The organism is Plantibacter elymi (nom. nud.), from assembly GCF_900177795.1.
Lineage (GTDB): Bacteria > Actinomycetota > Actinomycetes > Actinomycetales > Microbacteriaceae > Plantibacter > Plantibacter elymi.
In genome coordinates, this window is record NZ_FXWJ01000003.1 from 1 (window position 1) to 20,699 (window position 20,699).

The following is a 20,699-nucleotide window of genomic DNA, read 5'->3' on the forward strand; positions in this document are numbered from 1 at the left end:
TTTTGGCATTTGACATTGTGCACGCTGTTGAGTTCTCAAGGATCGGATGCTCCTGCCTTTGGCCATCACGACCGCCCTGCAGGGCAACTTCTCTAACTTACCACTTCTTCGGTTCTTGTCAAGTCGAACCAGGAGCTGATCTGAGTGGACCGGAGTCCGTCTGATCCTCACCGCTTCGATGACCCGAGAGCTGTGAAGTTCCAACCTAGTCTTGAAGTGAGACGATCTCAAGTGTGAGTTTGACTCACGTGGAGATGCTCGGCTTTTGGCTGGGTATCAGTCCCACTTGAGGCCGGGAAGCTCTTCCGCTTCCCGCACCTTTGGGGTGACGAGTGATTACTTTACGCAGACCGCCAGGGGCTGGCAAATCATCGCTGCATCCCGGGCGTGTCGCCCGGATCCACGCGCTTCAGTCCCGATCAGCGTCACCGATGCCGAGGACAGCCGCCGAGTCGGAACCGGCCGCGACGACCGTCGCGACGGCGAGTGGGCTTCCGCCCCAGGCGGTGAACGAGTACTCGTCTCCGGCGGAGTCGACCGACCAACTGCGCTCGCCCGTGTTCGCGTCGATCCCGACGAGCGTGTCGTCGAGCGTGAGCAGGAGGGTCCGGTCGCTGTATCCGACGAGGCTGCCCTCGGCGTCCTGCTCCTCGTATCGGATCTCGCCGTCTCGAGCGCCGACCCCGGTGTATCCGCCTTCGCCGTCACCGAGCATGATCGTGTCGCCCACGGTGTAGGCGCCGTCCCAGGTGCTCGTCAGTCCGCTGCGCCACTCGACCTCGCCGGATCGCGGGTCGAGGCGGCGGACCCGCTCCCCCGACTGGTCGGCGACGACCAACAGCCCGCTCGCGTCGAGCACCACCGGCAGCGCCCCGGCCGCCTTCCAGCGCTCGGCGCCGGTGCGGTCGTCCACCCCGCGGATCGTGGTGTCGTTGCCGGAGTAGTCGATCGCGACGAGATCGCCGCCCACCTGCTGGTAGTACCAGGAGAGGTCGCCCTGCCAGTCGATGGTCGATCCGTCGTCGAGCGAGTAGACCGCACCGTCGTAGAAGAGCTTGTCGCCCGCGGTGGTCGCCCGCTCGCCGGCGTCACCGCTGACCTCCCAGACCGGGTCGGTCAGGTCCGTCGACCGGTAGCGGCCGACCGTCCCGGTGCCGTCGGCCGTGGTCGACGAGATGAGCAGGTCACCCTCGAGACCCGGGACGAAGGCCGCCGGCGCGGCGAAGTCGGCGAAGCCGATCCCCTCGACACTCGAGTGCTCTTGCGAGGTGGACACCACGTGCCCGTCGCGACGGCTCACGGCCACCATGAGGTCGCCCTGACTCAGCACGATCGCGGCCGCATCGGGTGGGGAGACGACCACCGGTGCGTCGAAGCGGTCGAACTCCGGAGAGAGCTCGGTGACGCGACGGTCCCAGAGCGTGTGGCCGTTCGCCGTGTTCACCAGGGAGACCACCGTCTCGCCCGGAGCGTCGTCGAGGGTCGTCTGATCCAGTGGCCGGTCGGTTGACCAGACGAGCAGCGCGGTGTTGGGGCTCGCGGTGTACCCGTTCAGGTAGAGCTCGTCGCCCGCGGGCACCTCGTCATCCAGCGGATGCGTGAGTTCCCACGTTCCGACGGTCGGCTTCGTCGGGAGGTCGCGGAGGAGCGCGAGCCCCTCGACGCGGTGGGGAACGGCCGCGACCACGATGAGCACGACCGCGATGATCGCAGCGACCACGGCCAGCGCGAGTCCGCCGAGGAGGAACCATCGTCGGCGCGAGGGGGTCCGCTTGACCGTGGTGGGCAACGAATCGGGGTGCCAGAGGGCACGGGGCGCGGTCGGTTCCCCAGGTGCCTCCCCCGCGGCGCTTGCCGAAGCCGGCTCGTCCGCAGCGGCTGTCGCCGGGAGCGGAGTCGACGCCTGCGCCGGCGCCGGGTTGGTGGATTCGGGATCCGGGACCGGTGTCGGCACCGCGCTCGGCGCGATCGACGTCGCGGTACCTGGTGTCGTGGGCTCAGTCGTGTCGACGTCCGGCGACGGCAGTCGATCGGCTTCCGCTGCGGGGGCACCGGTCTCGACGTGGGGTGCATCGGTCTCGACGAGGTCGCCGTCGTCGGCCGGCGTGGGCCGGGCGTCCATCGACTCCGACTCGGGCTCGTCCGCCAGCTCCGGCTCCGGCTCTGCCGCCTCGGCCTCGGCCAGGGTCTCCACCGTCGACAGCTCGCCCGTGCGCAGCGGCAGCATGGCCCCACAACTCGGGCACACACCGTCGCGGCGGTCGACGATCTCGGTCCCGCACGCCTCGCAGAGCTGCACTCGGAGCATCCCCTTCAGGTTCGATGACGACGACGATGCCGTCGTCGGCGGATCAGGCGGGCGCTCCGTCGAGGAACAGCCCGGCGAGGGTGCGCTTGCCGCGGCGCAGCACGGCCACCCCGCCCGTGAGGAACCGGTCGTCCAGGGTCGCGTCGACGTCGTCGATCTTGCGGTTGTTCACCGAGACGCCTCCCTGGGCGACCGCGCGTCGAGCCTCACCGAGGCTCGAGCACAGCTCCGTGTCGACGAGCGCCTGGATGACGAGCGTCTCCGCGGCCACCCGCGCGTTCGGCAACTCCGTGACGGCCGACCGCAGCGTGTCCGCGTCGAGTGCGTCCAGATCGCCCTGACCGAAGAGCGCGGCCGACGCGGCGATGGCCGCATCCGTCGCGGCGACGCCGTGGACGAGCGCGGTGACGGCGTAGGCGAGGGTCTTCTGTGCCTCCCGCCTGAACGGTTCCGCCTCGGTCGCAGCCGCCAGTCGCTCGATCTCCACCCGATCGAGGAACGTGAACACCTTCAGCCGGGCGATGACGTCCGCATCGTCGGTGTTGACCCAGAACTGGTAGAACGCGTACGGGCTCGTCATGCTCGGGTCGAGCCAGACCGCGTTGCCTTCGCTCTTCCCGAACTTCGTGCCGTCCGAGTTCGTGATCAGCGGGGTCCCGATCGCGTGGACGGTGGCCCGCTCGACCCGGTGGATGAGGTCGGTGCCGCTCGTGAGGTTGCCCCACTGGTCGCTCCCGCCGGTCTGCAGGACGCAGCCGTATTCGCGGTACAGCTCGAGGTAGTCCATCCCCTGGAGGATCTGGTAACTGAACTCGGTGTAGCTGATCCCCGCCTCCGAATTGAGGCGGGCGCTGACCGCGTCCTTCTTCAGCATCGTGCCGACGCGGTAGTGCTTGCCGATCTCCCGCAGGAAGTCGATCGCGGAGAGCGGTGCGGTCCAATCGAGGTTGTTGACCATGCGCGCGGCGTTGTCGCCCTCGAAGCTGAGGAAGCGTTCGATCTGCGCGCGGAGCGACTGCACCCACTCGGCGACGGTGTCCGGCGTGTTCAGCGTGCGCTCAGCGGTCGGTCGTGGGTCGCCGATGAGGCCGGTCGAACCGCCCACGAGCCCGAGCGGGCGATGTCCGGCCAGCTGCAGCCGACGCATGACGAGCAGCTGGACCAGGTTGCCCAGGTGGAGGCTCGCAGCCGTCGGGTCGAACCCGCAGTAGTAGGTGATCGGCGCTCCACCGAGCAGACGCTTCAGCTCCTGCTGATCCGTCGACACGTGGACGAGCCCGCGCCAGACGAGTTCGTCCCAGACGTCCTCGAAGGTCGGATCGTTGCGCTGGTCAGGAAGAGCGAGGTTCGGCACGCTTGCAAGGCTATCAGCGCGGCATCCGCTGCCGGATCGGGCGCATCGGCCTCGGCGCGATCGCGGCGACGGTGACGTGCAGGAATTCCTCTCATTCGTCAGAGTTGTGGAAATACCTGCATGTTGCGGCTAGGGTGATCGAGCCGAGCCACCGCCGAGAGGAGAGCCGTGTACGTGCTGACCGTCGACCAGATCGCGAGCCGGACCGGCCCTGATCGCGCAGCCGGTGTCATCGAGTCGGTCAACGAACGGTTCCCGGAGAGCCTGCTCCTCCAGGCCGAACGCACGGCGGGCGACGAGTTCCAGCTCGCCACCGAGGACGCCGAGGTCGCGCTCGCCATCGCCCTCGACCTCCTCCGGGATCGCGGCTGGAGCGTGGGCATCGGACAAGGCGACGTCCGACGTCCGCTCCCCGATTCGACCCGTGCCGCGACCGGTCAGGCCTTCTACGCCGCCCGGGAGGCCGTCACGCGGGCCAAGCGGGCGCCCTTCCGGTTCGCGCTCGAGGCGGCCGACCAGCAGGGCGGCGCCGACGTCGAAGCGCTCATCGTGCTCCTCCTCCACCTCCGCGACCGGAGGACCGCCGGCGGATGGGAGGTCGCCGACCTGCTCGCGGCCGGCGTGACCCAGTCCGAGGCCGCGGCACGACTCGGCATCACCGAGAGTTCGGTCAGTCGCCGGGTCGCGGCCGCCGGAGTCCGAGCCGAAGCCGCGGCGACCACCGCGCTCATCCGCCTCTTGACGAAGCTCGACCAGGACGCCTCCGTGCACCACCCCGACGACCGAAAGGACGAGCGATGAACCTCGTCACGCTCACGCCCATCACCTGGCCGACCGTCATCGGCCTCCTCGGAAGCGCGCTCGTCTTCCTCCTGCTGGCCCGGGTGCTGAGCGCGCGTCTCGCGGATCGTCTCATGGTCGTGGCGACGGCCCTCATGGTGATCGGGGCCCTCCTGGTCGCGCTCGTCCCCTCGGTTCCGCCGACCGGTCCGGCTCTCGTGCTCCTCGGCGTCTTCGTCCTCGCTGTCGCGGTCACCGGCGGTGGTCCGGTCGCCTCCTTCGTCCTCGCCCTCGCGACCAAGGGCAGCGTCGCCCCCGGGATCCACGGCGGCATCCTCGTGGAGCACCGGAACCCGAGCGCATCGCAGGTCGTCGGACGTCCCATCGAGGTGCTGCGCGGCGGGACCGCGATCGGGATCCTCGAACGGCTCGCCCTCGTCGCCGCGTTGTTCTCCGGCTATCCGGAGGCGATCGCGGTCATCGTCGCGGTGAAGGGTGTCGGACGTTTCACCGAACTCGACTCGGCCGAGGCGCGCGAGCGGTTCATCATCGGCTCGCTCGCCAGCCTCCTCTGGGCTGCCGGGGTGGCGTCGATCCTGCTGCTCGCGCGAGGCTGAGTCGGCGGGTCAGTCCACGGCCCTGGGCGAGCGGCGGTAGGGCGAGACGGTCGTCTCCCCCGGCAGCACGAACCGCCACGGGTAGGCGGCTCCCCCACCGACCCCGCTGACGCCCGTCCGCGGACCGGCCGCCGAGGCGAGCGGGCGCTCGGGCAGGAGCAGATCGAGGGGCGGCTCGGCGAGGTCGTCACCCGACTGGTCGAGCGCGATCCCGAGCGACACGGTGAGCCGCGCCGGCCCTCTGGCCAGGTCGCGATCCGGCACCCGGTCACCGCGTCGCAGCCGCGCGAGCTCCAGCCCCGCGACGACCTCGCCGGCACGCAGGAGCACGGCCGACGCCGTGCCGACCGGTGAGCACACGACGTTGATGCAGACGTGCATGCCGTAGCTGAAGTATGCGTACAGATGCCCGGGCGGACCGAACATCGGACTCGTGCGCGGCGTCGGACCGCGGTGCGCGTGGGATCCGGGATCCTCGCCGACCCCGAGATAGGCCTCGACCTCCGTGAGGCGGACCGACACGGTGCCCTCGGGCGTCGTGTGGGACAGCACCGCTCCGAGCAGCGCGGGCGCGACCTCGAGGGCCGATCCCGAGGTCAGCGCCCGCAGCGGACCGGCCGTCGTCATCGGACCCCGCCCCGTCTAGAGCGAGAGGGCCTGCGACAGCGCGCCCACCCGCCCGACGAGCGTCACGAGCTGGTCCTGGACCCGCTCCGGCGCAGTCCCACCGGCGCCGAGTCGGCTACCGATCGAGCCGTCGACGGTCAGGACGCTCCGCACGTCCGGCGTGAGATGTTCAGAGACACCCGCCAGTGCGGCGTCGTCCGGTTCGTCGAGTGCCAGCCCGCGCTCCTCGCAGTACCGCACGAGCTCGCCGCTGATCTCGTGCGCGTCGCGGAAGGCCACACCCTGCTTGACGAGCCACTCGGCGACATCTGTCGCGAGGGAGAACCCCTCCGGTGCCAGCTCGCGCAGCCGTGCCGTGTCGAAGCGGAGCGTCGCCACCATCCCGGTGAACGCCGGCAGCAACACCTCGAGCTGGTTCACGGAGTCGAACACCGGTTCCTTGTCCTCCTGCAGGTCGCGGTTGTACGCGAGCGGCAGCGCCTTCAGCGTCGCCAGCAGCCCGGTCAGGTTCCCGATGAGTCGCCCGGACTTCCCGCGGGCGAGTTCGGCGATGTCGGGGTTCTTCTTCTGCGGCATGATGCTCGAGCCGGTCGAGTAGGCGTCGTCGAGGGTCACGAACCCGAACTCACGGGTGTTCCAGACGATGATCTCCTCAGCGAACCGGGACAGGTTGATCCCGATCAGCGAGGTGATGAACGCGAACTCGGCGACCACGTCGCGGCTGGCGGTGGCGTCGATCGAGTTCTCGGTCGGCCGGTCGAGCCCGAGCTCGTGCGCGACGAGCACCGGGTCGAGCCCGAGGGAACTGCCGGCGAGCGCTCCGGAACCGTACGGCGAGGCGCTCGCCCGGGCGAGCCAGTCGCGGAGCCGTTCCAGGTCGCGGGTGAGCGGCCAGGCGTGCGCGAGCAGCTGGTGGGCGAGCAGCACCGGCTGCGCGTGCTGCAGGTGCGTGCGGCCGGGCATCACCGCGTCAGGGTGTGCTTCGGCCTGGGAGACGATCGCGTCGATCAGGTGGATGACGTCGCGGGCGATCACCCGTCCGTGATCGATGAGGTAGAGGCGCACGAGCGTCGCGATCTGGTCGTTCCGGCTTCGTCCGGCGCGCAGCTTCCCACCGAGTTCCTTGCCGGCCCGTTCGACGAGCCCGCGTTCCAGCGCCGAGTGGACGTCCTCATCGCTCTCCGCCGCGACGAACGTCCCGTCGGCCACGTCGGCGTCCAGGACGTCGAGGGCGGCGAGCATCCCACCGAGCTCGTCCTCGTCGAGATACCCCGCCGACGCGAGCGCCTTGGCATGGGCGCGGGAACCCGCGATGTCGTATGCGGCGAGGACCCAGTCGAACTGTGTGGACTTGCTCAGACGGGCGAGTTCCGGCGACGGTCCGCTCGCGAAGCGTCCACCCCAGAGGGCCCCGGATTCGCCTGCTCGGTTCTGCTGATCTGCCACGATGGGCCTCCTGTACTGCTGGCGTCCGGAGTGCTCCGGACTGGTCGGTCGGCCGCAGCCGGGGAAGGGTCAGGCCGCGGAGCCGGTGTGCTGCTGCTCGAGCAGCCACACGAGCAGGGCCTTCTGCGCGTGGAGGCGGTTCTCCGCCTCGTCCCAGATGATGCTCTGCGCCCCGTCGATGACCTCGGCCTCGACCTCGAAGCCGCGATCGGCGGGCAGGCAGTGCATGAAGACGGCGTCGGACGCCGCGAGCCCCATGAGCCTGCGGTCGACCCGGTAGCCGCCGAAGATGGCGACGCGTTGCGCCTTCTCGTCCTCCTTGCCCATCGACACCCAGGTGTCGGTGATCATCACGTCGGCATCCGCCGCCGCTGCGTCGGGGTCGGTGGTCACGAGCACGGAGCCGCCCGTCGCCCGGGCGATGCGCTCCGCGTCGGCGACGACGTCCGCAGCCGGGGCGAACTCGGCCGGGGCGGCGATGCGGACGTGCATCCCCGCCGTCGCGCCGGCCAACAGGTAGGAGTGGGCCATGTTGCTCGCTCCGTCGCCGAAGAACGACATCGTCAGACCGGCGAGCTCGCCCTTGTGCTCGCGGATCGTGAGGAGGTCGGCGAGGAGCTGGCACGGGTGGAAGTCGTCGGACAGCGCGTTGACGACGGGCACGGTCGTCCCGGCCGAGATCTCCTCGAGACCGGACTGGGCGTAGGTCCGCCAGACGATCGCCGCGACCTGACGTTCGAGGACCCGAGCGGTGTCGGCGGCCGTCTCCTTGCCGCCGAGCTGGCTGTTGGCCGTCGAGATGATGAGCGGTGATCCGCCGAGGTCGGCGATCCCCACGGCGAAGGAGACGCGTGTCCGCGTCGAGGACTTGTCGAAGATGACCGCGACGGTCTGCGGGCCTTCGAGCGGCTTCCGCGACCAGCGGTCGCGCTTCAGCTCGGTGGCGAGGTCGAGGATCTCGGCCTGCTCGGCCGGGCTGAGGTCGTCGTCGCGGAGGAAGTGACGGGTCATGGCTGGTGGTCCTGTTCGTGTGGGTCGATGGCCGGTCAGGCCTGGACGGCGTCGAGCGCCGCGCGGAAGAGGGAGGTGAACTCGTCGATCTCGGCGTCGCCGATGATGAGCGGCGGCGCGATCCGGATGCTCGTCGCGTTCGGGGCGTTGATGATGAGCCCTCGGTCGAACGCCGCGGCCGACAGCTCGGCTGCCACCGGGGCGCTCAAGCCGATGCCGATGAGCAGCCCGTGTCCGCGGACCTCCTCGACGAGCGGGGAACCGATGGCGGTGATGACGGCCCGCAACTGCTCACCGCGCGCGGCGGCGTTCTGCACGAGACCGGCGCGCTCGATCTCCTCGAGCACCGCGTTCGCCGTCGCGGTCGCGAGCGGGTTGCCTCCGAAGGTGCTGCCGTGCTGGCCGGGTCCGAACAGCTCGGAGGCGGCACCGAAGGTGACGAGGGCGCCGATCGGCATGCCACCGCCGATCCCCTTGGCGACGGTGATCGCGTCCGGGACGATGCCGTCCCGCTGGAACGCGAACCACTCCCCCGTCCGACCGGCCCCGGTCTGGATCTCATCGATGATGAGCAGCACGCCGTGCGCCTCGGTGAGTGCCCTGGCACGGGCGAGGTAGCCCTCCGGCAGGTCGATGACGCCGGCTTCGCCCTTGATCGGTTCGAGGATCAGCGCGGCGACCCGGTCGTCGATCGCCGCCTCGAGTGCCTCGATCGTCGTCGGGATGTGCTCGACGCCGCCCGGGAGCGGGTGGAACCCCTCCTGCAGGGCGGGCTTGCCGGTCAGGGCGAGCGCCCCGAAGGTCCGCCCGTGGAAGGAGTTCTCCAGGGTGAGGACCCGGGTCCGCGACCCGTCGCCGTGGTTAAGTCGAGCGAGCTTGAACGCCGCCTCGTTCGCCTCGGCACCGGAGTTCGCGAAGTACACCCGACCGCCCTCGTCCGCTCCGGCGAGACGCTTCAGTCGGGCCGCGAGCTCGAGCTGCGGCGGACTCGAGAAGTAGTTGGAGACGTGCGCGAGCGTGCTCGCCTGTCGCGTGATCGCACCGACGAACGCCGGATGCGCATGTCCCAGTGCGTTCACCGCGATGCCCGCGAGGAAGTCGAGGTAGCGGTTGCCCTCGGCGTCCCAGACATGGCATCCCTCACCGCGCGTCAGCATGGCGATCGGCGTGTTGAACGTCCGCATCATGTCGCGGTCGACGCGGCTCTTCCAGTCGCTCATGAGTCCTCCGGGACGACCTCGGTGCCGGAGCCGTTCTGGGTGAACACCTCGAGCAGGATGGAGTGGGGCACGCGGCCGTCGATGATGGCGGCCTTGGCGACCCCGCCGTCGACGGCGTCGAGGCAGGCGGTCATCTTCGGGATCATGCCCGATTCGAGCGTGGGCAGCATGGCTCGCAACTCACTCGTCGTGATCTGCGAGACGAGCGAGTCGCGGTTGGGCCAGTCGCTGTACAGCCCGGCGACATCGGTCAGGATGACGAGCTTCGCGGCACCGAGTGCGACGGCGAGCGCCGCGGCGGCCGCATCGGCGTTCACGTTGAGCGTCTGGCCGGGCTGGTCGAGGTCGGGGGCGATCGAGGAGACCACCGGGATGTTGCCGGCGTCGAGGTAGGCCTGCACCGAGGTCGGGTCGACGCTGACGACGTCGCCGACGAGCCCGATGTCCACGGTCTCGCCGTCGACGACGATCGAGCGACGACGCCCGCCGAACAGGCCCGCGTCCTCGCCGGACAGTCCTGCGGCGAGCGGGCCGTGTTCGTTGATCCGCCCCACGAGCTCGGGGTTGACCTGACCGGTGAGGACCATGCGGACGACCTCCATGGCCTCGGGCGTCGTGACCCGGTACCCGCCGCGGAACTCGCTGTGGATGTCGAGCCGCTCGAGCATCGCGGAGATCTGCGGGCCTCCACCGTGCACGACGACGGGCTTCAGCCCCGCGTAGCGCAGGTAGACCATGTCCTCCGCGAACGCCTGCGCGAGTTCGTCGCTCACCATCGCGTTGCCGCCGAACTTGACGACGATCGTCTGGTCGCGGAAGGTCTTCAGCCAGGGAAGCGACTCGATGAGGGTGGCGGCCTTGATCGCCGCCTCCTCGGGAGAGTTGTCTCGATACTGGGTCATCATCAGCTCGCGTACGCGCTGTTCTCGTGCACGTAGTCGTGCGTGAGGTCGTTCGTCCAGATGGTGGCTCCCGTGTCACCGGCGTGGAGGTCGATGAGCACGTGCACGGCGCGCGGTGAGAGGTCGACGAGGTCGCGCGACTGATCCGGCTCGCCGGCGGTGCACACCTGGACGCCGTTCATGGCCACGTCGATCCCGTACGGGTCGAACTCGGCGCCCGTGGTCCCGACGGCCGCGAGCACCCGGCCCCAGTTCGGGTCGTTGCCGAAGATGGCCGCCTTGAAGAGGTTGCTGCGGGAGACCGCGCGGGCGACTTCGACCGCGTCGTCCTCGGACACCGCGCCGACGACCTCGATCGCGACGTCGTGGGCCGCGCCCTCGGCATCGGCCTGCAACTGCAGGGTGAGGTCGCGACAGACCTCCGTCAGCGCCTCGGTGAAGGCCGACAGCTCCGGGGTGACGCCGCTCGACCCGGACGCGAGGAGCGACACCGTGTCGTTGGTGGACATGCAGCCGTCGGAGTCGAGGCGGTCGAAGGTGACACGGGTCGCGCTGCGGAGCGCCTGGTCGAGCTGTGCCGGCTCGAGCACGGCGTCGGTCGTGATGACGACGAGCATCGTCGCGAGCCCGGGGGCGAGCATGCCCGCGCCCTTCGCCATGCCGCCGACGGTCCAGCCGTCCGCACTCCGAACGGCCTGTTTCGGCTTCGTGTCGGTCGTCATGATCGCGGTCGCCGCGGCGAGCCCGGCCGCTTCGCTCGCACCGTCCTCGTCGGCGACCGCGCGGGTGGCGTCCCAGACGCCCGCGGTCAGTTTGTCGAGGTCCAGCTGTTCGCCGATGAGCCCCGTGGAGCAGACGAGGACGTCGCCGGCCGAGATGGCGAGTCGCTCTGCGACGGCCTCCGCGGTCGCGTGCGTCGTCTGGAAACCGCGCGTCCCCGTGTAGCAGTTCGCGCCGCCGGAGTTCAGGACGATCGCCGAGACGATGCCGTCCTGCATGACCTGCTCGCTCCAGAGGATCGGGTTGGCCTTGCACCGGTTGCTCGTGAACACCGTCGCCGCGTGCTGCAGCGGACCGACGTTGTGGACCACCGCGAGGTCGAGGCCCCCGGAGGTCTTGAGGCCGCAGGCGACGCCCGCCGCGAGGAACCCTGCTGCTGCTGTCACACTCACGGTGCCACTCCATTCACACTCAAGCCGGTCGTCTCGGGGAGCCCGAGCGCGATGTTCGCCGATTGGATCGCCGCGCCGGCGGTCCCCTTCACGAGGTTGTCGACGGCGGTCACGACGACGACCCGTCCCACCGTCTCGTCGACGGCGAGTCCGATCAGCGCGGTGTTGGCGCCGAGGACGTCGGCCGTCCGGGGGAACGAGCCCTCCGGCAGCACCTGGACGAACGGCTCGTCGGCGTAGGCCGTCTCCCAGGCCTCGCGGACCGCTGCCGCCGTGGTGCCCGGGACGATGCGTGCCGTCGAGGTGGCCAGGATGCCGCGCGACATCGGGACGATGACCGGGGTGAACGAGATGGATGCGCGATCGGCACCGGCCGCCCGGAGGCTCTGCGTGATCTCGGGGATGTGCCGGTGGGTACCGCCGACGGCGTAGGGGTTGGCCGTGCCGAGCACCTCGCTCGCGAGCAGGTTGACCTTCAGGCTCTTCCCCGCACCGGACGGCCCGACGGCGAGCACGGAGACGAGGTCGAGCGGCTCGATCACCCCCGCGGCGATGCCGGGCGCGAGGGACAGGGCGACGGTGCTGGCGTTGCACCCGGGAGCGGCGATCCGCTTGGCGCCCGCGAGAGCGTCGCGCCCCCGCCCGGTGGACGTCTGGAGCTCCGGCACGCCGTAGGCCCAGGCGCCGAAGTGGTCGCCGCCGTAGAAGGCGTCCCAGTCGGCCTCGTCGACGAGCCGGTGGTCGGCTCCGCAGTCGACGACGAGGGTATCCGGTGGAAGCGATGCCGTGACCTCGCCAGACTTGCCGTGCGGCAGGGCGAGGAAGACGACGTCGTGTCCCGCGAGCACGTCCGGCGTCGTCGCTTCGAGGACGAGATGCCGGAGGGAGCGGAGGTGTGGCTGGTGGTCGACGAGCGGTTGACCGGCGTTCGCGTGCGCGGTCACCGTCCGGACGTCGAAGTCGGGGTGGTCGGCGAGCAGCCGAAGCAGCTCGCCTCCTGCGTAGCCGGATGCTCCGGCCACCGCTACAGAGAAGGACATGGCTCTACCTTATTGAGTGGACGCTCGAGGGGCGGAGGCGGCGACTCCTGGACGACTGCACGGTCACCTGGACCGTGCGAGCACCGGGGTCGCCTATCGTCGCTCTGCGGTAGCGCGTGCGGACACGGGACGGCGGAGGGCGCGGAGCGTGATCGCCCGCGAAGAACCCTGTGCCTGGAAACGTGCCATGTCGAGAGCGTACTACGACGACGAGGATGCCGACGAATCCGCGCCCGGCGCCGCCCGCTCGGCGATGAGCGCGGCCTGCACCCGCGACCGGGCGTCGAGCTTCACGAGGATCCGGGACACGTGTGTGCGGGCCGTCGCCTCCGACAGCCCGAGCACGGTCGCGATCCCCGCGTTGCTCAGTCCCGCGCGCAGCTGCTCGAGGACCTCACGCTCCCGCGGTGTCAGTGTGGCCAGACCGGGGTGCGGCGTTGCCGGCTCCGGCACGACCGGAGGTTTGGCCGCGGCGAGACGTTCGAGGACTCGGCGGGTCACCTCAGGGGCGAGCACCGCCTCGCCCGCATGCACTCGTCGGATCGCGTCGACGAGGCCGGCAGCGGAGACCGTCTTCACCAGGAAGGCGTTCGCCCCGGCCGCCAGCGCCTCGTCGACGTACCGGTCGAGCGCGAAGGTGGTGAGCATGATGATGCTCGGCGGCGGGGTGGCCGCAGCGAGGATGGCCGGGATCGCGTCGATCCCGGAGGCACGCGGCATCTGGACGTCGAGCAACACGACGTCCGGTCGATGTCGCGCGGCTTGCGCGACGACGGCCTCCCCGTCCGCCGCCTCGGCGATGACCAGGATGTCGTCCGGCTCGTCGAGCAGTGCTCCGAGACCCGCTCTGACGGCCGCGTGGTCGTCCGCGATGAGGACCGTGATGGTCATGACGCCCCTCCTGCGGTGACGACCGCGGGAGTGGCCGGCGACACCGGGGTCGGCACGGTGAGCGCCGTCCGCCAGTCGGGACCGTCCGGCCCCGCGACGAGGTCGCCTCCGACGAGACGTGCCCGCTCGGCCAGGCCGACGAGGCCGACCCCACCGGACCCGGCGAGCACCGAAGACGCAGTCGCCGTCGGCAGCGGGTTGCTGAGCGTGACGGACAGCGCACCGGGCGGGAGCGAGACCTCGACCCGCACGGAGGCACCCGGTGCGTGCTTCGCGGTGTTCGTCAGGCCTTCGACGAGCGTGCGGAGCCCGACGATCGAGGTCTGTGCGGGGACCTCGGCGAGCGCCGCGTCGTCCGGTGCCTGTACCTCCACCTCCAGTCCGTTGGCACGGGCGACCTCGACCGCGCGGCGGACCGACTCGGCCGTGAGTCGATCTGGTGCCTGGGTCAGCTCGTCGGTCGACTGGTCACCGCGGAGCACGTCGATCATGGTGCGCATGTCGGCGAGCGCGTCGAGACTGCTGGTCCGGACGAGCGTGAGGCTGCGCCGCAGCGCCACCGGGTCGGTGCCGTCGCGTCGTTCCAGGGCCGCCGCCGACTGCATCGCGATCGCCGAGAGGTGACCGGCGATGACGTCGTGCAGCTCCCGGCTGAGCTCGAGCCGTTCACGGGTCACGGCGTCCTGCCGGAGCGCAGCCGCTGCCTGGGCGATCGTGTCCGCGCGCTCGCGCTGGCGTTCGGCCTCGAGACGTGGGTACCGGACCATCCTGCCGTACCAGATCGAACTCGCCAGGATGACCGGGACGATGATGAGCGAGCCGAGGACCACGCCGCGACCGAGCCGGGTGACGGCCTCGACGTCGTCGGTGAACCAGATCACCGCGAAGACACCGACCGACACGACGGCGAGCGCGGTGCAGGCGAACGCGGCGACGTCCATGACCCGGGACCGCGAGTAGAGCGCCGCCGCATAGGCGAGGTCGGACACGATGATGAGCATCCCGAGGCCGCTGCCTCCAGTGGTGAGCGCCTCGGCGAGGGCGATCAGGACGCCGACGGCCAGCGTGGTCAACGGGCGTCGGCGGCGGAGCAGGTGCACCGCCAGGATGGCCGCGAGGAAGACGAGTGTGAGGAGGAGCGGCGGTTCCGACACGGTCGCCCCCCATGGGACATGGATCCCGAGGAGGGCGAACAGGAGTCCCATGGCTGCGCACACCGTGGTGATGACCGGCTCGCGGTGTCGATCCACCCATGCGCGCGGTCCTTCGAGAGCAGCCATGCCTCCATCACACCAGCTCGAGCCGCCCGGCGCGAGCGTCGGGGGGACGAGCCCTCGTACGCAGTTCCGCTGACCCCGTCGCCGGAGGATCAGCAGCACGGTCGATGTGGCACGGCATCACCCCGCGACACCATCGGAACATGGACAGCTTCACTGAACTCTTCGGCACGAGCCCACTCATCTGGGCCATCCTCGGCGCGGAGGCCGCGTTCTGGATCCTCCTCTTCGGCGGGCTCGCGGTCCGTTACCTCCTCCGGCGGCGCCGGCTCAGCGCGATCATGTTGATCGGTGTACCGGTCGTGGACCTCGTCCTCCTGGTCCTGACCGCGACCGACCTCACGTCCGGCGAGGAGCCGAACGTCACGCACCTCCTCGCGACCATCTACCTGGGCTTCACCGTGGCGTTCGGCCACGCGCTCATCACGAAGGCGGACGTGTGGTTCGCACACCGGTTCGCGGGCGGTCCAGCACCGCGGCCGAAGCCGAAGTCCGGGCCAGCATACGTCCGGGCCGCCTGGTCGGAGTGGCGTCGGGTGGTCCTCGCCGTCGCGATCGCGGTCGCCGGGCTCCTCGCGATGCAGGCCATGGTCGGCTGGACCGTCCCCGCGTCCTTCGCCCTCGCGAACGAGGACGTCATCTGGGGCATGATCATCAAGCTCGTCGCGATCACCGGCATCTGGTTCGCCGCAGGCCCGGTGTACGCCGTCCTCTTCCGGAGCTCCGACCCCTCGCCTGACGCCACGGAGCGGGTTTCGGATTCCATTCGGACACCTCAGGGGCGCCCCTAACGGCGCTCTATCTCATATCTGAGATAGAGTGACGACATGGAAGACACGGCAACGTTTGAACGAACGGACCCTGCGGCACCGCTCCGGCAGGTCGGAGCACTCATCCGCGGCGCCCGTCAGGGACGCAAACTCACCCAGGCCCAGCTGGCGGAACGCGTCGGCACGAGCCAGAGCGCGATCAACCGGATCGAGCAGGGCAGTCAGAACATCAGCATCGACCTCCTGAGCCGGATCAGCACCGCGCTCGAGAGTGAGATCGTCAGTTTCGGCGAACAGAAGAAGAACTCGCACCTCCGCGTCCAGGGCGGCCGACAGCTGCACGGAACCATCGCGGTGCGTTCGAGCAAGAACGCCTCGGTCGCGCTCCTGTGCGCCGCGCTCATGAACCGCGGCCGCACCACGCTGCACGGCATCGCCCGGATCGTCGAGGTCGACCGCATCATCGACGTCCTGCGCAGCCTGGGCGTCTCCGTGGTCTGGTCGCCCGACGGCCAGGACGTCGAGATCCACGTCCCGGACGACCTCTCACTCGAGAGCATCGACGAGGACGCCGGTCGCCGGACCCGCAGTGTGCTCATGTTCCTCGGTCCGCTGCTCGGCCGCTACGACACCTTCGCCCTCCCCTACGCCGGTGGTTGCGACCTCGGGACCCGGACCGTCGAACCGCACCTCATCGCGCTCCGGCCGTTCGGCCTGTCCATCGAGGCGACCGCCGGCTGGTACCAGGCCACCGTCGCCCCCGACGTGCCCGAGGAGCTGAGCGTCGTGCTCACCGAGCGCGGCGACACCGTGACCGAGAACGCCATCATGGCCGCCGCGGTGCGCGACGGCGTGACGACCATCCGCAACGCCAGCCCGAACTACATGGTGCAGGACCTCTGCTTCTACCTGGAGCTCCTCGGCATCACCATCGACGGCATCGGGAGCACGACGCTCCGGATCACCGGCCGCAGCGTCATCAACGAGGACGTGGACTACTGGCCGAGTGAGGACCCGGTGGAGGCGATGAGTCTGCTCACCGCCGGGATCGTCACCGACTCGGAGATCACCGTCACGCGCGTGCCGATCGAGTTCATGGAGATCGAGCTCGCGACGCTCGGCGAGATGGGACTGCGCTACACCCGCTCCCCCGAGTACGCGGCGGCGAACGGCCGGACCCGACTCGTCGACGTCACCGTGCACCCCTCGAAGCTGCACGCCCCGATCGACAAGATCCACCCCATGCCGTTCCCAGGGCTGAACATCGACAACCTCCCGTTCTTCGCGGTCATCGCGGCCTGCGCCGAGGGCGACACGCTCATCCACGACTGGGTGTACGAGGGCAGGGCGATCCACCTCACCGACCTGACGCGACTCGGCGCGAACGTCCGCCTGCGCGACCCGCACCGCATCGACGTCTCCGGGCCGACGCACTGGTCAGGCGCCGAGGTGAGCTGCCCTCCCGCGCTGCGACCGGCCGTCGTCATCCTGCTCGCCATGCTCGCCGCGAAGGGCACGAGCGTGCTCCGGAACGTGGACATCATCGCTCGCGGGTACGAGCAGCTGCAGGAGCGACTCATCACCCTGGGTGCGTCGATCGAGACCTTCCGCGACTGAGTCCGTCCCGTCCGACGGACGCGGCCCCGCAGATCATCGATCCGCGGGGCCGCTGTCGTCCGGTACGACCGGCTCAGTCCCGGATGCTCGCGCCGAAGCGCTCGGCCGCGACTGCCGCGCCGGCCAGCTTCGCGTCGCTCGCCTCCGCCGCGGTGAGCGTGCGGTCCGGCGCGCGGAACCGCAGGGCGAAGGTCAGGCTCTTGCCGCCCTCGGGGACGCCCGAACCGCGGTAGTCGTCGACGAGGCGGATGTGCTCGAGCAGCGAACCGGCTCCGACCCGGACGGCGTCGAGAACCTCACCGGCTGAGACCGTCGCGGGGACGAGCAGCGAGAGGTCCTGCGTCGCCGCGGGCAGGGTTCCGATGCCGACGGCCTCGGGCAGTGCGTCGCCGAGCGCGATGATGCGATCCAGATCGAGTTCCGCGACCGCCACGACCCGCGGCAGGTTCGCCTCCTCGGCGACGGCCGGGTGCACCTCCCCCGCGTACCCCACCAGGACGTCGCCGACATGCAGCGCCGCAGTCCGTCCGGGGTGCAGCGCCTGATGGCTGCCCTGCGAGACGGTGATGTCGACGCCGGTCGCCACCGCGACGGCCTGGACGGCCTCGAGCGCGTCGGCGATACCGGCCGCGACCGCGGGCTGGCCCGGCTGCTTCGGGACGGCGTTGCCGACCGCGAGGAAACCGAGATGACGCGGTTGGGCCGGGACGCCCGCCTCGAGCTCCTCGAGCTGGGCCTCGCTCGGCCGGGCCGCCGCCTGCGGGAGTTCGGCCTGGCCGAACGCACCATGACGGGACGGACGGAACACCGCGCCGACCTCGAAGATCGAGAGGTCGGTCAGACCACGCGAGACGTTCCGGTGGGCCACCGCGAGGAGACCGGGCAGGATCGACGCACGGAGGAATGGGGCCTTCGCGTCCAGCGGGTTCGCGAGCTTCACAGCTGGGAACACACCAGGCTGCGGAGCGCCGAACCGGGCGTTCTCCTCGGCGGAGACGAACGGGTAGGCCAACACCTCGGTGGCGCCGCCGTAGGCGAGCGCATCGGCGACCCCACGGCGCAACCGCTGCGAGCGCGAGAGCCCGCGTCCCGGAGGCGCGACGGGGAGCACCGACGGGATGCGGTCGTACCCGAGGATCCGCGCCACCTCCTCGGCGAGGTCCTCCTTGCCGGTGATGTCGTGGCGCCAGCTCGGCGGCGTCACGAGCAGGCCGCCATCGGTCGCCTCGACGGCCGCGCCGATCTCGGCGAGCGCGGACCGTGTCTCGTCCGCCCCGAACGTGACGCCGATGAGGCCGTTGATGTAGTCGTCGGGGAGCAGGATCGGCTCGCGATCCGGCGCCGTGGTGACGGTTGAGCCGAGGTCGTCTGTCCGGCCACCGGCCAGGTCGACGAGCAGCTGCGCGACGCGACCGGCGGCCGCGACGGCGATCTGCGGATCGACACCGCGCTCGAACCGCTTCGAGGCCTCGCTCGGCAGCTTGTGGCGGCGCGCGCTCCGCGCGATGGACACCTGGTCGAAGTTCGCGGCCTCGATGAGGACGTTGCGCGTGGCATCGGTGATCTCGGTGTCGAGGCCACCCATCACGCCCGCGAGCCCGATCGGGCCCGAATCGTCGGTGATCAACAGGTCCTCGTCGTGGAGCTTCCGCTCCTGGCCGTCGAGCGTGACGAAGGTCTCGCCGGACCGCGCGCGCCGGACGACGATGCCGCCCGTGAGCTTGTCGAGGTCGTACCCGTGGATCGGCTGTCCGAGCTCGAGCATGACGTAGTTCGTGATGTCGACGACGAGCGACAGTGAGCGGATGCCGGCGAGCTTCAACCGCGCCACCATCCACGGTGGGGTCGGCTTCGTCGGGTCGACGTCGCGCACGACGCGGGTGACGAAGACGCTCGACCCGACGCGATCGCGGATCGGCGCCGCATCCTCGATCGTGACGGGGAAGCCGTCGAGTGGTCCGGTGAAGGCTTCGGGAACGCTCGCCGCCGGGTCACGGAAGGCCGCCCCGGTCGCGTGCGAGTACTCGCGTGCGACCCCTCGGATCGAGAACGCGTACCCGCGATCGGGCGTCACGTTGAGCTCGACCGCAGCGTCGTCGAGACCGAGCAGGCTGATCGCGTCGGTGCCGACGGGTGCCTCGACCCCGATCGTCGAGAGGCGCAGGATCCCGTCGTGGTCCTCACCGAGACCGAGCTCGCGAGCCGAGGCGATCATGCCGTCCGACACGTGGCCGTAGGTCTTGCGAGCGGCGATCGGGAAGGGACCGGGCAGCACGGCGCCGGGCAGAGTGACGACCACCTGGTCGCCGACGAAGAAGTTGCCGGCGCCGCAGACGATGCCCCGCACGGCCCCCTCGGCGTCACCCTCGGCGACACGGACCTGGCACCAGCGGATGGTCTTGCCGTTGGACTGCGGCTCCTCGACGAACTCGAGGACCTCGCCGACCACGATGGGACCGGTCAGCTCGAAGCGGTGGACGTCCTCCTCCTCGAGCCCGACGCGCACGAGTGCCGCGTGGACGTCTTCGGGGGTGGTCCCCGGGGCGAGTTCGACGAACTCCCCGAGCCAGCTCAATGGAACACGCACGACTACACCACCATCCCGAACTGCTGGGAGAAGCGGACGTCGCCCTCCACCATCTCTCGCATGTCCTGCACGCCGTCACGCAGCATCAGGCCGCGCTCGACGCCCATCCCGAAGGCGAAGCCCGAGTAGACCTCGGGGTCGATACCGGCGGACCGGAGCACGTTCGGGTTGATCATGCCGCACCCACCCCACTCGATCCAGCGCGGTCCGTCCTTGAAGGTCGGGTGCCAGAAGTCGAGCTCGGCGCTCGGCTCGGTGAAGGGGAAGTAGCTGGGACGCAGGCGGACCTTCGCGTCGTCGCCGAAGACGCTCTTCACGAAGTGGTCGAGCGTTCCGCGCAGGTGCGCCATCGTCAGGCCTTTGTCGACGGCGAGACCCTCGAACTGCATGAAGACGGGCGTGTGCGTCGCGTCGAGCTCGTCGGTGCGGTAGACGCGCCCGGGGGCCAGCACGTAGACGGGGAGCTCGCGCTCGAGCAGCGAGCGCACCTGGACCGGCGAGGTGTGCGTCCGTAGGACGAGGTGCGACTCCAGCGGCTCCACGAAGAAGGTGTCCTGCATCGCGCGGGCCGGGTGGTCGGCGTCGAAGTTCAAGGCGTCGAAGTTGAACCACTCGCTCTCGACCTCGGGCCCCTCGGCGATCTCCCACCCCATGCCGACGAAGATGTCGGACACGCGGTCCTGGAGCAGCGTGAGGGGGTGCCGGGCACCGGGCACGCGTCGCAGCGGCACGGCGGTGACGTCGATCGCCTCGGCGGCGAGGCGTGCCTCCGTCTCGGCGGCGACGATTTCTCCCTCGCGCTCGCTCAACGCCTTCGAGACGCGCCCGCGAGCCTGACCGACCAGCTTGCCGAGCGCGGCCTTCTGGTCGTTCGGCACGCTGCGGAGCGATCCGTTGAGGGCGGCGAGCGGTGACGCTTCGCCGGCGTGGGCTGATCGGACCGCTTTCAGGGCGGCCGAGTCGGTGGCTGCGGCGATCGCTTCGAGAGCGGCGTCGACCGCGGCGTTCACCGCTGGTTCGGAGATTGGGGATGCGTCGGACACGAGAGCCAAGTCTACCCAGGCGGTCGGCCCGCATGGG

At 70.2% G+C, this 20,699-nt stretch carries 17 protein-coding genes; 4 read left to right on the forward strand and 13 right to left on the reverse strand.

The features are described from left to right. Nucleotides 1-409: 409 nt before the first annotated feature. Nucleotides 410-2,308 (reverse strand): outer membrane protein assembly factor BamB family protein, encoded by a 1,899-nt coding sequence (locus tag CCK91_RS09500; protein ID WP_086473846.1) that lies wholly within the window; start codon nt 2,306-2,308, stop codon nt 410-412. Between the two features lie 43 nt (nt 2,309-2,351). Continuing rightward, the gene (tyrS, locus tag CCK91_RS09505) at nt 2,352-3,662 is read right to left on the reverse strand and encodes a tyrosine--tRNA ligase (RefSeq protein ID WP_086473847.1); all 1,311 of its coding nucleotides are present in this window, start codon (nt 3,660-3,662) and stop codon (nt 2,352-2,354) included. Between the two features lie 168 nt (nt 3,663-3,830). On the opposite strand from tyrS, the gene CCK91_RS09510 reads away from it, so the two are divergent. Together CCK91_RS09510 and CCK91_RS09515 are read left to right on the forward strand one after the other, a co-directional pair. Further along, a complete protein-coding gene (locus tag CCK91_RS09510) occupies nt 3,831-4,463 on the forward strand; it encodes a hypothetical protein (RefSeq protein ID WP_086473848.1) in 633 nt (210 codons plus the stop codon). Next, nucleotides 4,460-5,059, forward strand: coding sequence for a hypothetical protein (locus CCK91_RS09515; protein ID WP_086473849.1), 600 nt, complete (start codon nt 4,460-4,462; stop codon nt 5,057-5,059). The genes CCK91_RS09510 and CCK91_RS09515 overlap by 4 nt, the downstream gene beginning before the upstream one ends. A gap of 9 nt (nt 5,060-5,068) precedes the next feature. Here CCK91_RS09515 and CCK91_RS09520 read toward each other — a convergent pair whose 3' ends face one another. The 9 genes from CCK91_RS09520 to CCK91_RS09560 all read right to left on the reverse strand — a co-directional run bounded on the left by CCK91_RS09520 (nt 5,069) and on the right by CCK91_RS09560 (nt 14,648). Beyond that, the gene (locus tag CCK91_RS09520) at nt 5,069-5,686 is read right to left on the reverse strand and encodes a DNA-3-methyladenine glycosylase (RefSeq protein ID WP_086473850.1); all 618 of its coding nucleotides are present in this window, start codon (nt 5,684-5,686) and stop codon (nt 5,069-5,071) included. Between the two features lie 15 nt (nt 5,687-5,701). After that, the gene (argH, locus tag CCK91_RS09525; protein ID WP_086473851.1) at nt 5,702-7,132 is read right to left on the reverse strand and encodes an argininosuccinate lyase; all 1,431 of its coding nucleotides are present in this window, start codon (nt 7,130-7,132) and stop codon (nt 5,702-5,704) included. Nucleotides 7,133-7,201: 69 nt separating this feature from the next. Beyond that, on the reverse strand, nt 7,202-8,143 hold the full coding sequence (gene argF / locus CCK91_RS09530; protein ID WP_086473852.1) for an ornithine carbamoyltransferase: 942 nt from the start codon (nt 8,141-8,143) through the stop codon (nt 7,202-7,204). 35 nt (nt 8,144-8,178) lie between these two features. Continuing rightward, entirely contained in the window at nt 8,179-9,363 is a 1,185-nt protein-coding gene (locus CCK91_RS09535; RefSeq protein WP_079707057.1) for an acetylornithine transaminase, read from the reverse strand. Next, nucleotides 9,360-10,265, reverse strand: coding sequence for an acetylglutamate kinase (gene argB / locus CCK91_RS09540; RefSeq protein WP_079707058.1), 906 nt, complete (start codon nt 10,263-10,265; stop codon nt 9,360-9,362). Before argB ends, CCK91_RS09535 begins: the two co-directional genes overlap by 4 nt. Before the next feature lie 2 nt (nt 10,266-10,267). After that, nucleotides 10,268-11,437, reverse strand: coding sequence for a bifunctional glutamate N-acetyltransferase/amino-acid acetyltransferase ArgJ (gene argJ / locus CCK91_RS09545; RefSeq protein WP_086473853.1), 1,170 nt, complete (start codon nt 11,435-11,437; stop codon nt 10,268-10,270). After that, nucleotides 11,434-12,477 carry an N-acetyl-gamma-glutamyl-phosphate reductase gene (gene argC / locus CCK91_RS09550; protein WP_086473854.1) on the reverse strand — a complete coding sequence of 348 codons (1,044 nt, stop codon included), beginning with the start codon at nt 12,475-12,477 and terminating at the stop codon, nt 11,434-11,436. Before argC ends, argJ begins: the two co-directional genes overlap by 4 nt. A gap of 201 nt (nt 12,478-12,678) precedes the next feature. Next, a complete protein-coding gene (locus CCK91_RS09555) occupies nt 12,679-13,368 on the reverse strand; it encodes a response regulator (RefSeq protein WP_086473855.1) in 690 nt (229 codons plus the stop codon). Continuing rightward, on the reverse strand, nt 13,365-14,648 hold the full coding sequence (locus tag CCK91_RS09560; RefSeq protein WP_086473856.1) for a sensor histidine kinase: 1,284 nt from the start codon (nt 14,646-14,648) through the stop codon (nt 13,365-13,367). The genes CCK91_RS09555 and CCK91_RS09560 overlap by 4 nt, the downstream gene beginning before the upstream one ends. A gap of 140 nt (nt 14,649-14,788) precedes the next feature. Here CCK91_RS09560 and CCK91_RS09565 point away from each other — a divergent pair, with 140 nt between their 5' ends. Beyond that, nucleotides 14,789-15,436, forward strand: coding sequence for a hypothetical protein (locus tag CCK91_RS09565; RefSeq protein ID WP_133059973.1), 648 nt, complete (start codon nt 14,789-14,791; stop codon nt 15,434-15,436). 36 nt (nt 15,437-15,472) lie between these two features. Beyond that, a complete protein-coding gene (locus CCK91_RS09570; RefSeq protein WP_086473858.1) occupies nt 15,473-17,032 on the forward strand; it encodes a helix-turn-helix domain-containing protein in 1,560 nt (519 codons plus the stop codon). 73 nt (nt 17,033-17,105) lie between these two features. On the opposite strand, the gene pheT is transcribed toward CCK91_RS09570, so the two are convergent. Together pheT and pheS are read right to left on the reverse strand one after the other, a co-directional pair. After that, nucleotides 17,106-19,619 carry a phenylalanine--tRNA ligase subunit beta gene (pheT, locus tag CCK91_RS09575; RefSeq protein WP_086473859.1) on the reverse strand — a complete coding sequence of 838 codons (2,514 nt, stop codon included), beginning with the start codon at nt 19,617-19,619 and terminating at the stop codon, nt 17,106-17,108. A 2-nt stretch (nt 19,620-19,621) separates the two neighbouring features. Next, entirely contained in the window at nt 19,622-20,662 is a 1,041-nt protein-coding gene (pheS, locus tag CCK91_RS09580; RefSeq protein WP_064294511.1) for a phenylalanine--tRNA ligase subunit alpha, read from the reverse strand. Nucleotides 20,663-20,699 lie beyond the last annotated feature (37 nt).

Bases quoted from the DNA above. Each gene is read 5' to 3' on its own strand.
- CCK91_RS09565 (WP_133059973.1), top strand. From the start codon at position 14,789: ATGGACAGCTTCACTGAACTCTTCGGCACGAGCCCACTCATCTGGGCC.
- argF (WP_086473852.1), bottom strand. From the start codon at position 8,143: ATGACCCGTCACTTCCTCCGCGACGACGACCTCAGCCCGGCCGAGCAG.
- argC (WP_086473854.1), bottom strand. From the start codon at position 12,477: ATGTCCTTCTCTGTAGCGGTGGCCGGAGCATCCGGCTACGCAGGAGGC.
- CCK91_RS09570 (WP_086473858.1), top strand. From the start codon at position 15,473: ATGGAAGACACGGCAACGTTTGAACGAACGGACCCTGCGGCACCGCTC.
- CCK91_RS09535 (WP_079707057.1), bottom strand. From the start codon at position 9,363: ATGAGCGACTGGAAGAGCCGCGTCGACCGCGACATGATGCGGACGTTC.
- CCK91_RS09520 (WP_086473850.1), bottom strand. From the start codon at position 5,686: ATGACGACGGCCGGTCCGCTGCGGGCGCTGACCTCGGGATCGGCCCTC.
- CCK91_RS09555 (WP_086473855.1), bottom strand. From the start codon at position 13,368: ATGACCATCACGGTCCTCATCGCGGACGACCACGCGGCCGTCAGAGCG.
- CCK91_RS09560 (WP_086473856.1), bottom strand. From the start codon at position 14,648: ATGGCTGCTCTCGAAGGACCGCGCGCATGGGTGGATCGACACCGCGAG.
- CCK91_RS09500 (WP_086473846.1), bottom strand. From the start codon at position 2,308: ATGCTCCGAGTGCAGCTCTGCGAGGCGTGCGGGACCGAGATCGTCGAC.
- argB (WP_079707058.1), bottom strand. From the start codon at position 10,265: ATGACCCAGTATCGAGACAACTCTCCCGAGGAGGCGGCGATCAAGGCC.
- CCK91_RS09515 (WP_086473849.1), top strand. From the start codon at position 4,460: ATGAACCTCGTCACGCTCACGCCCATCACCTGGCCGACCGTCATCGGC.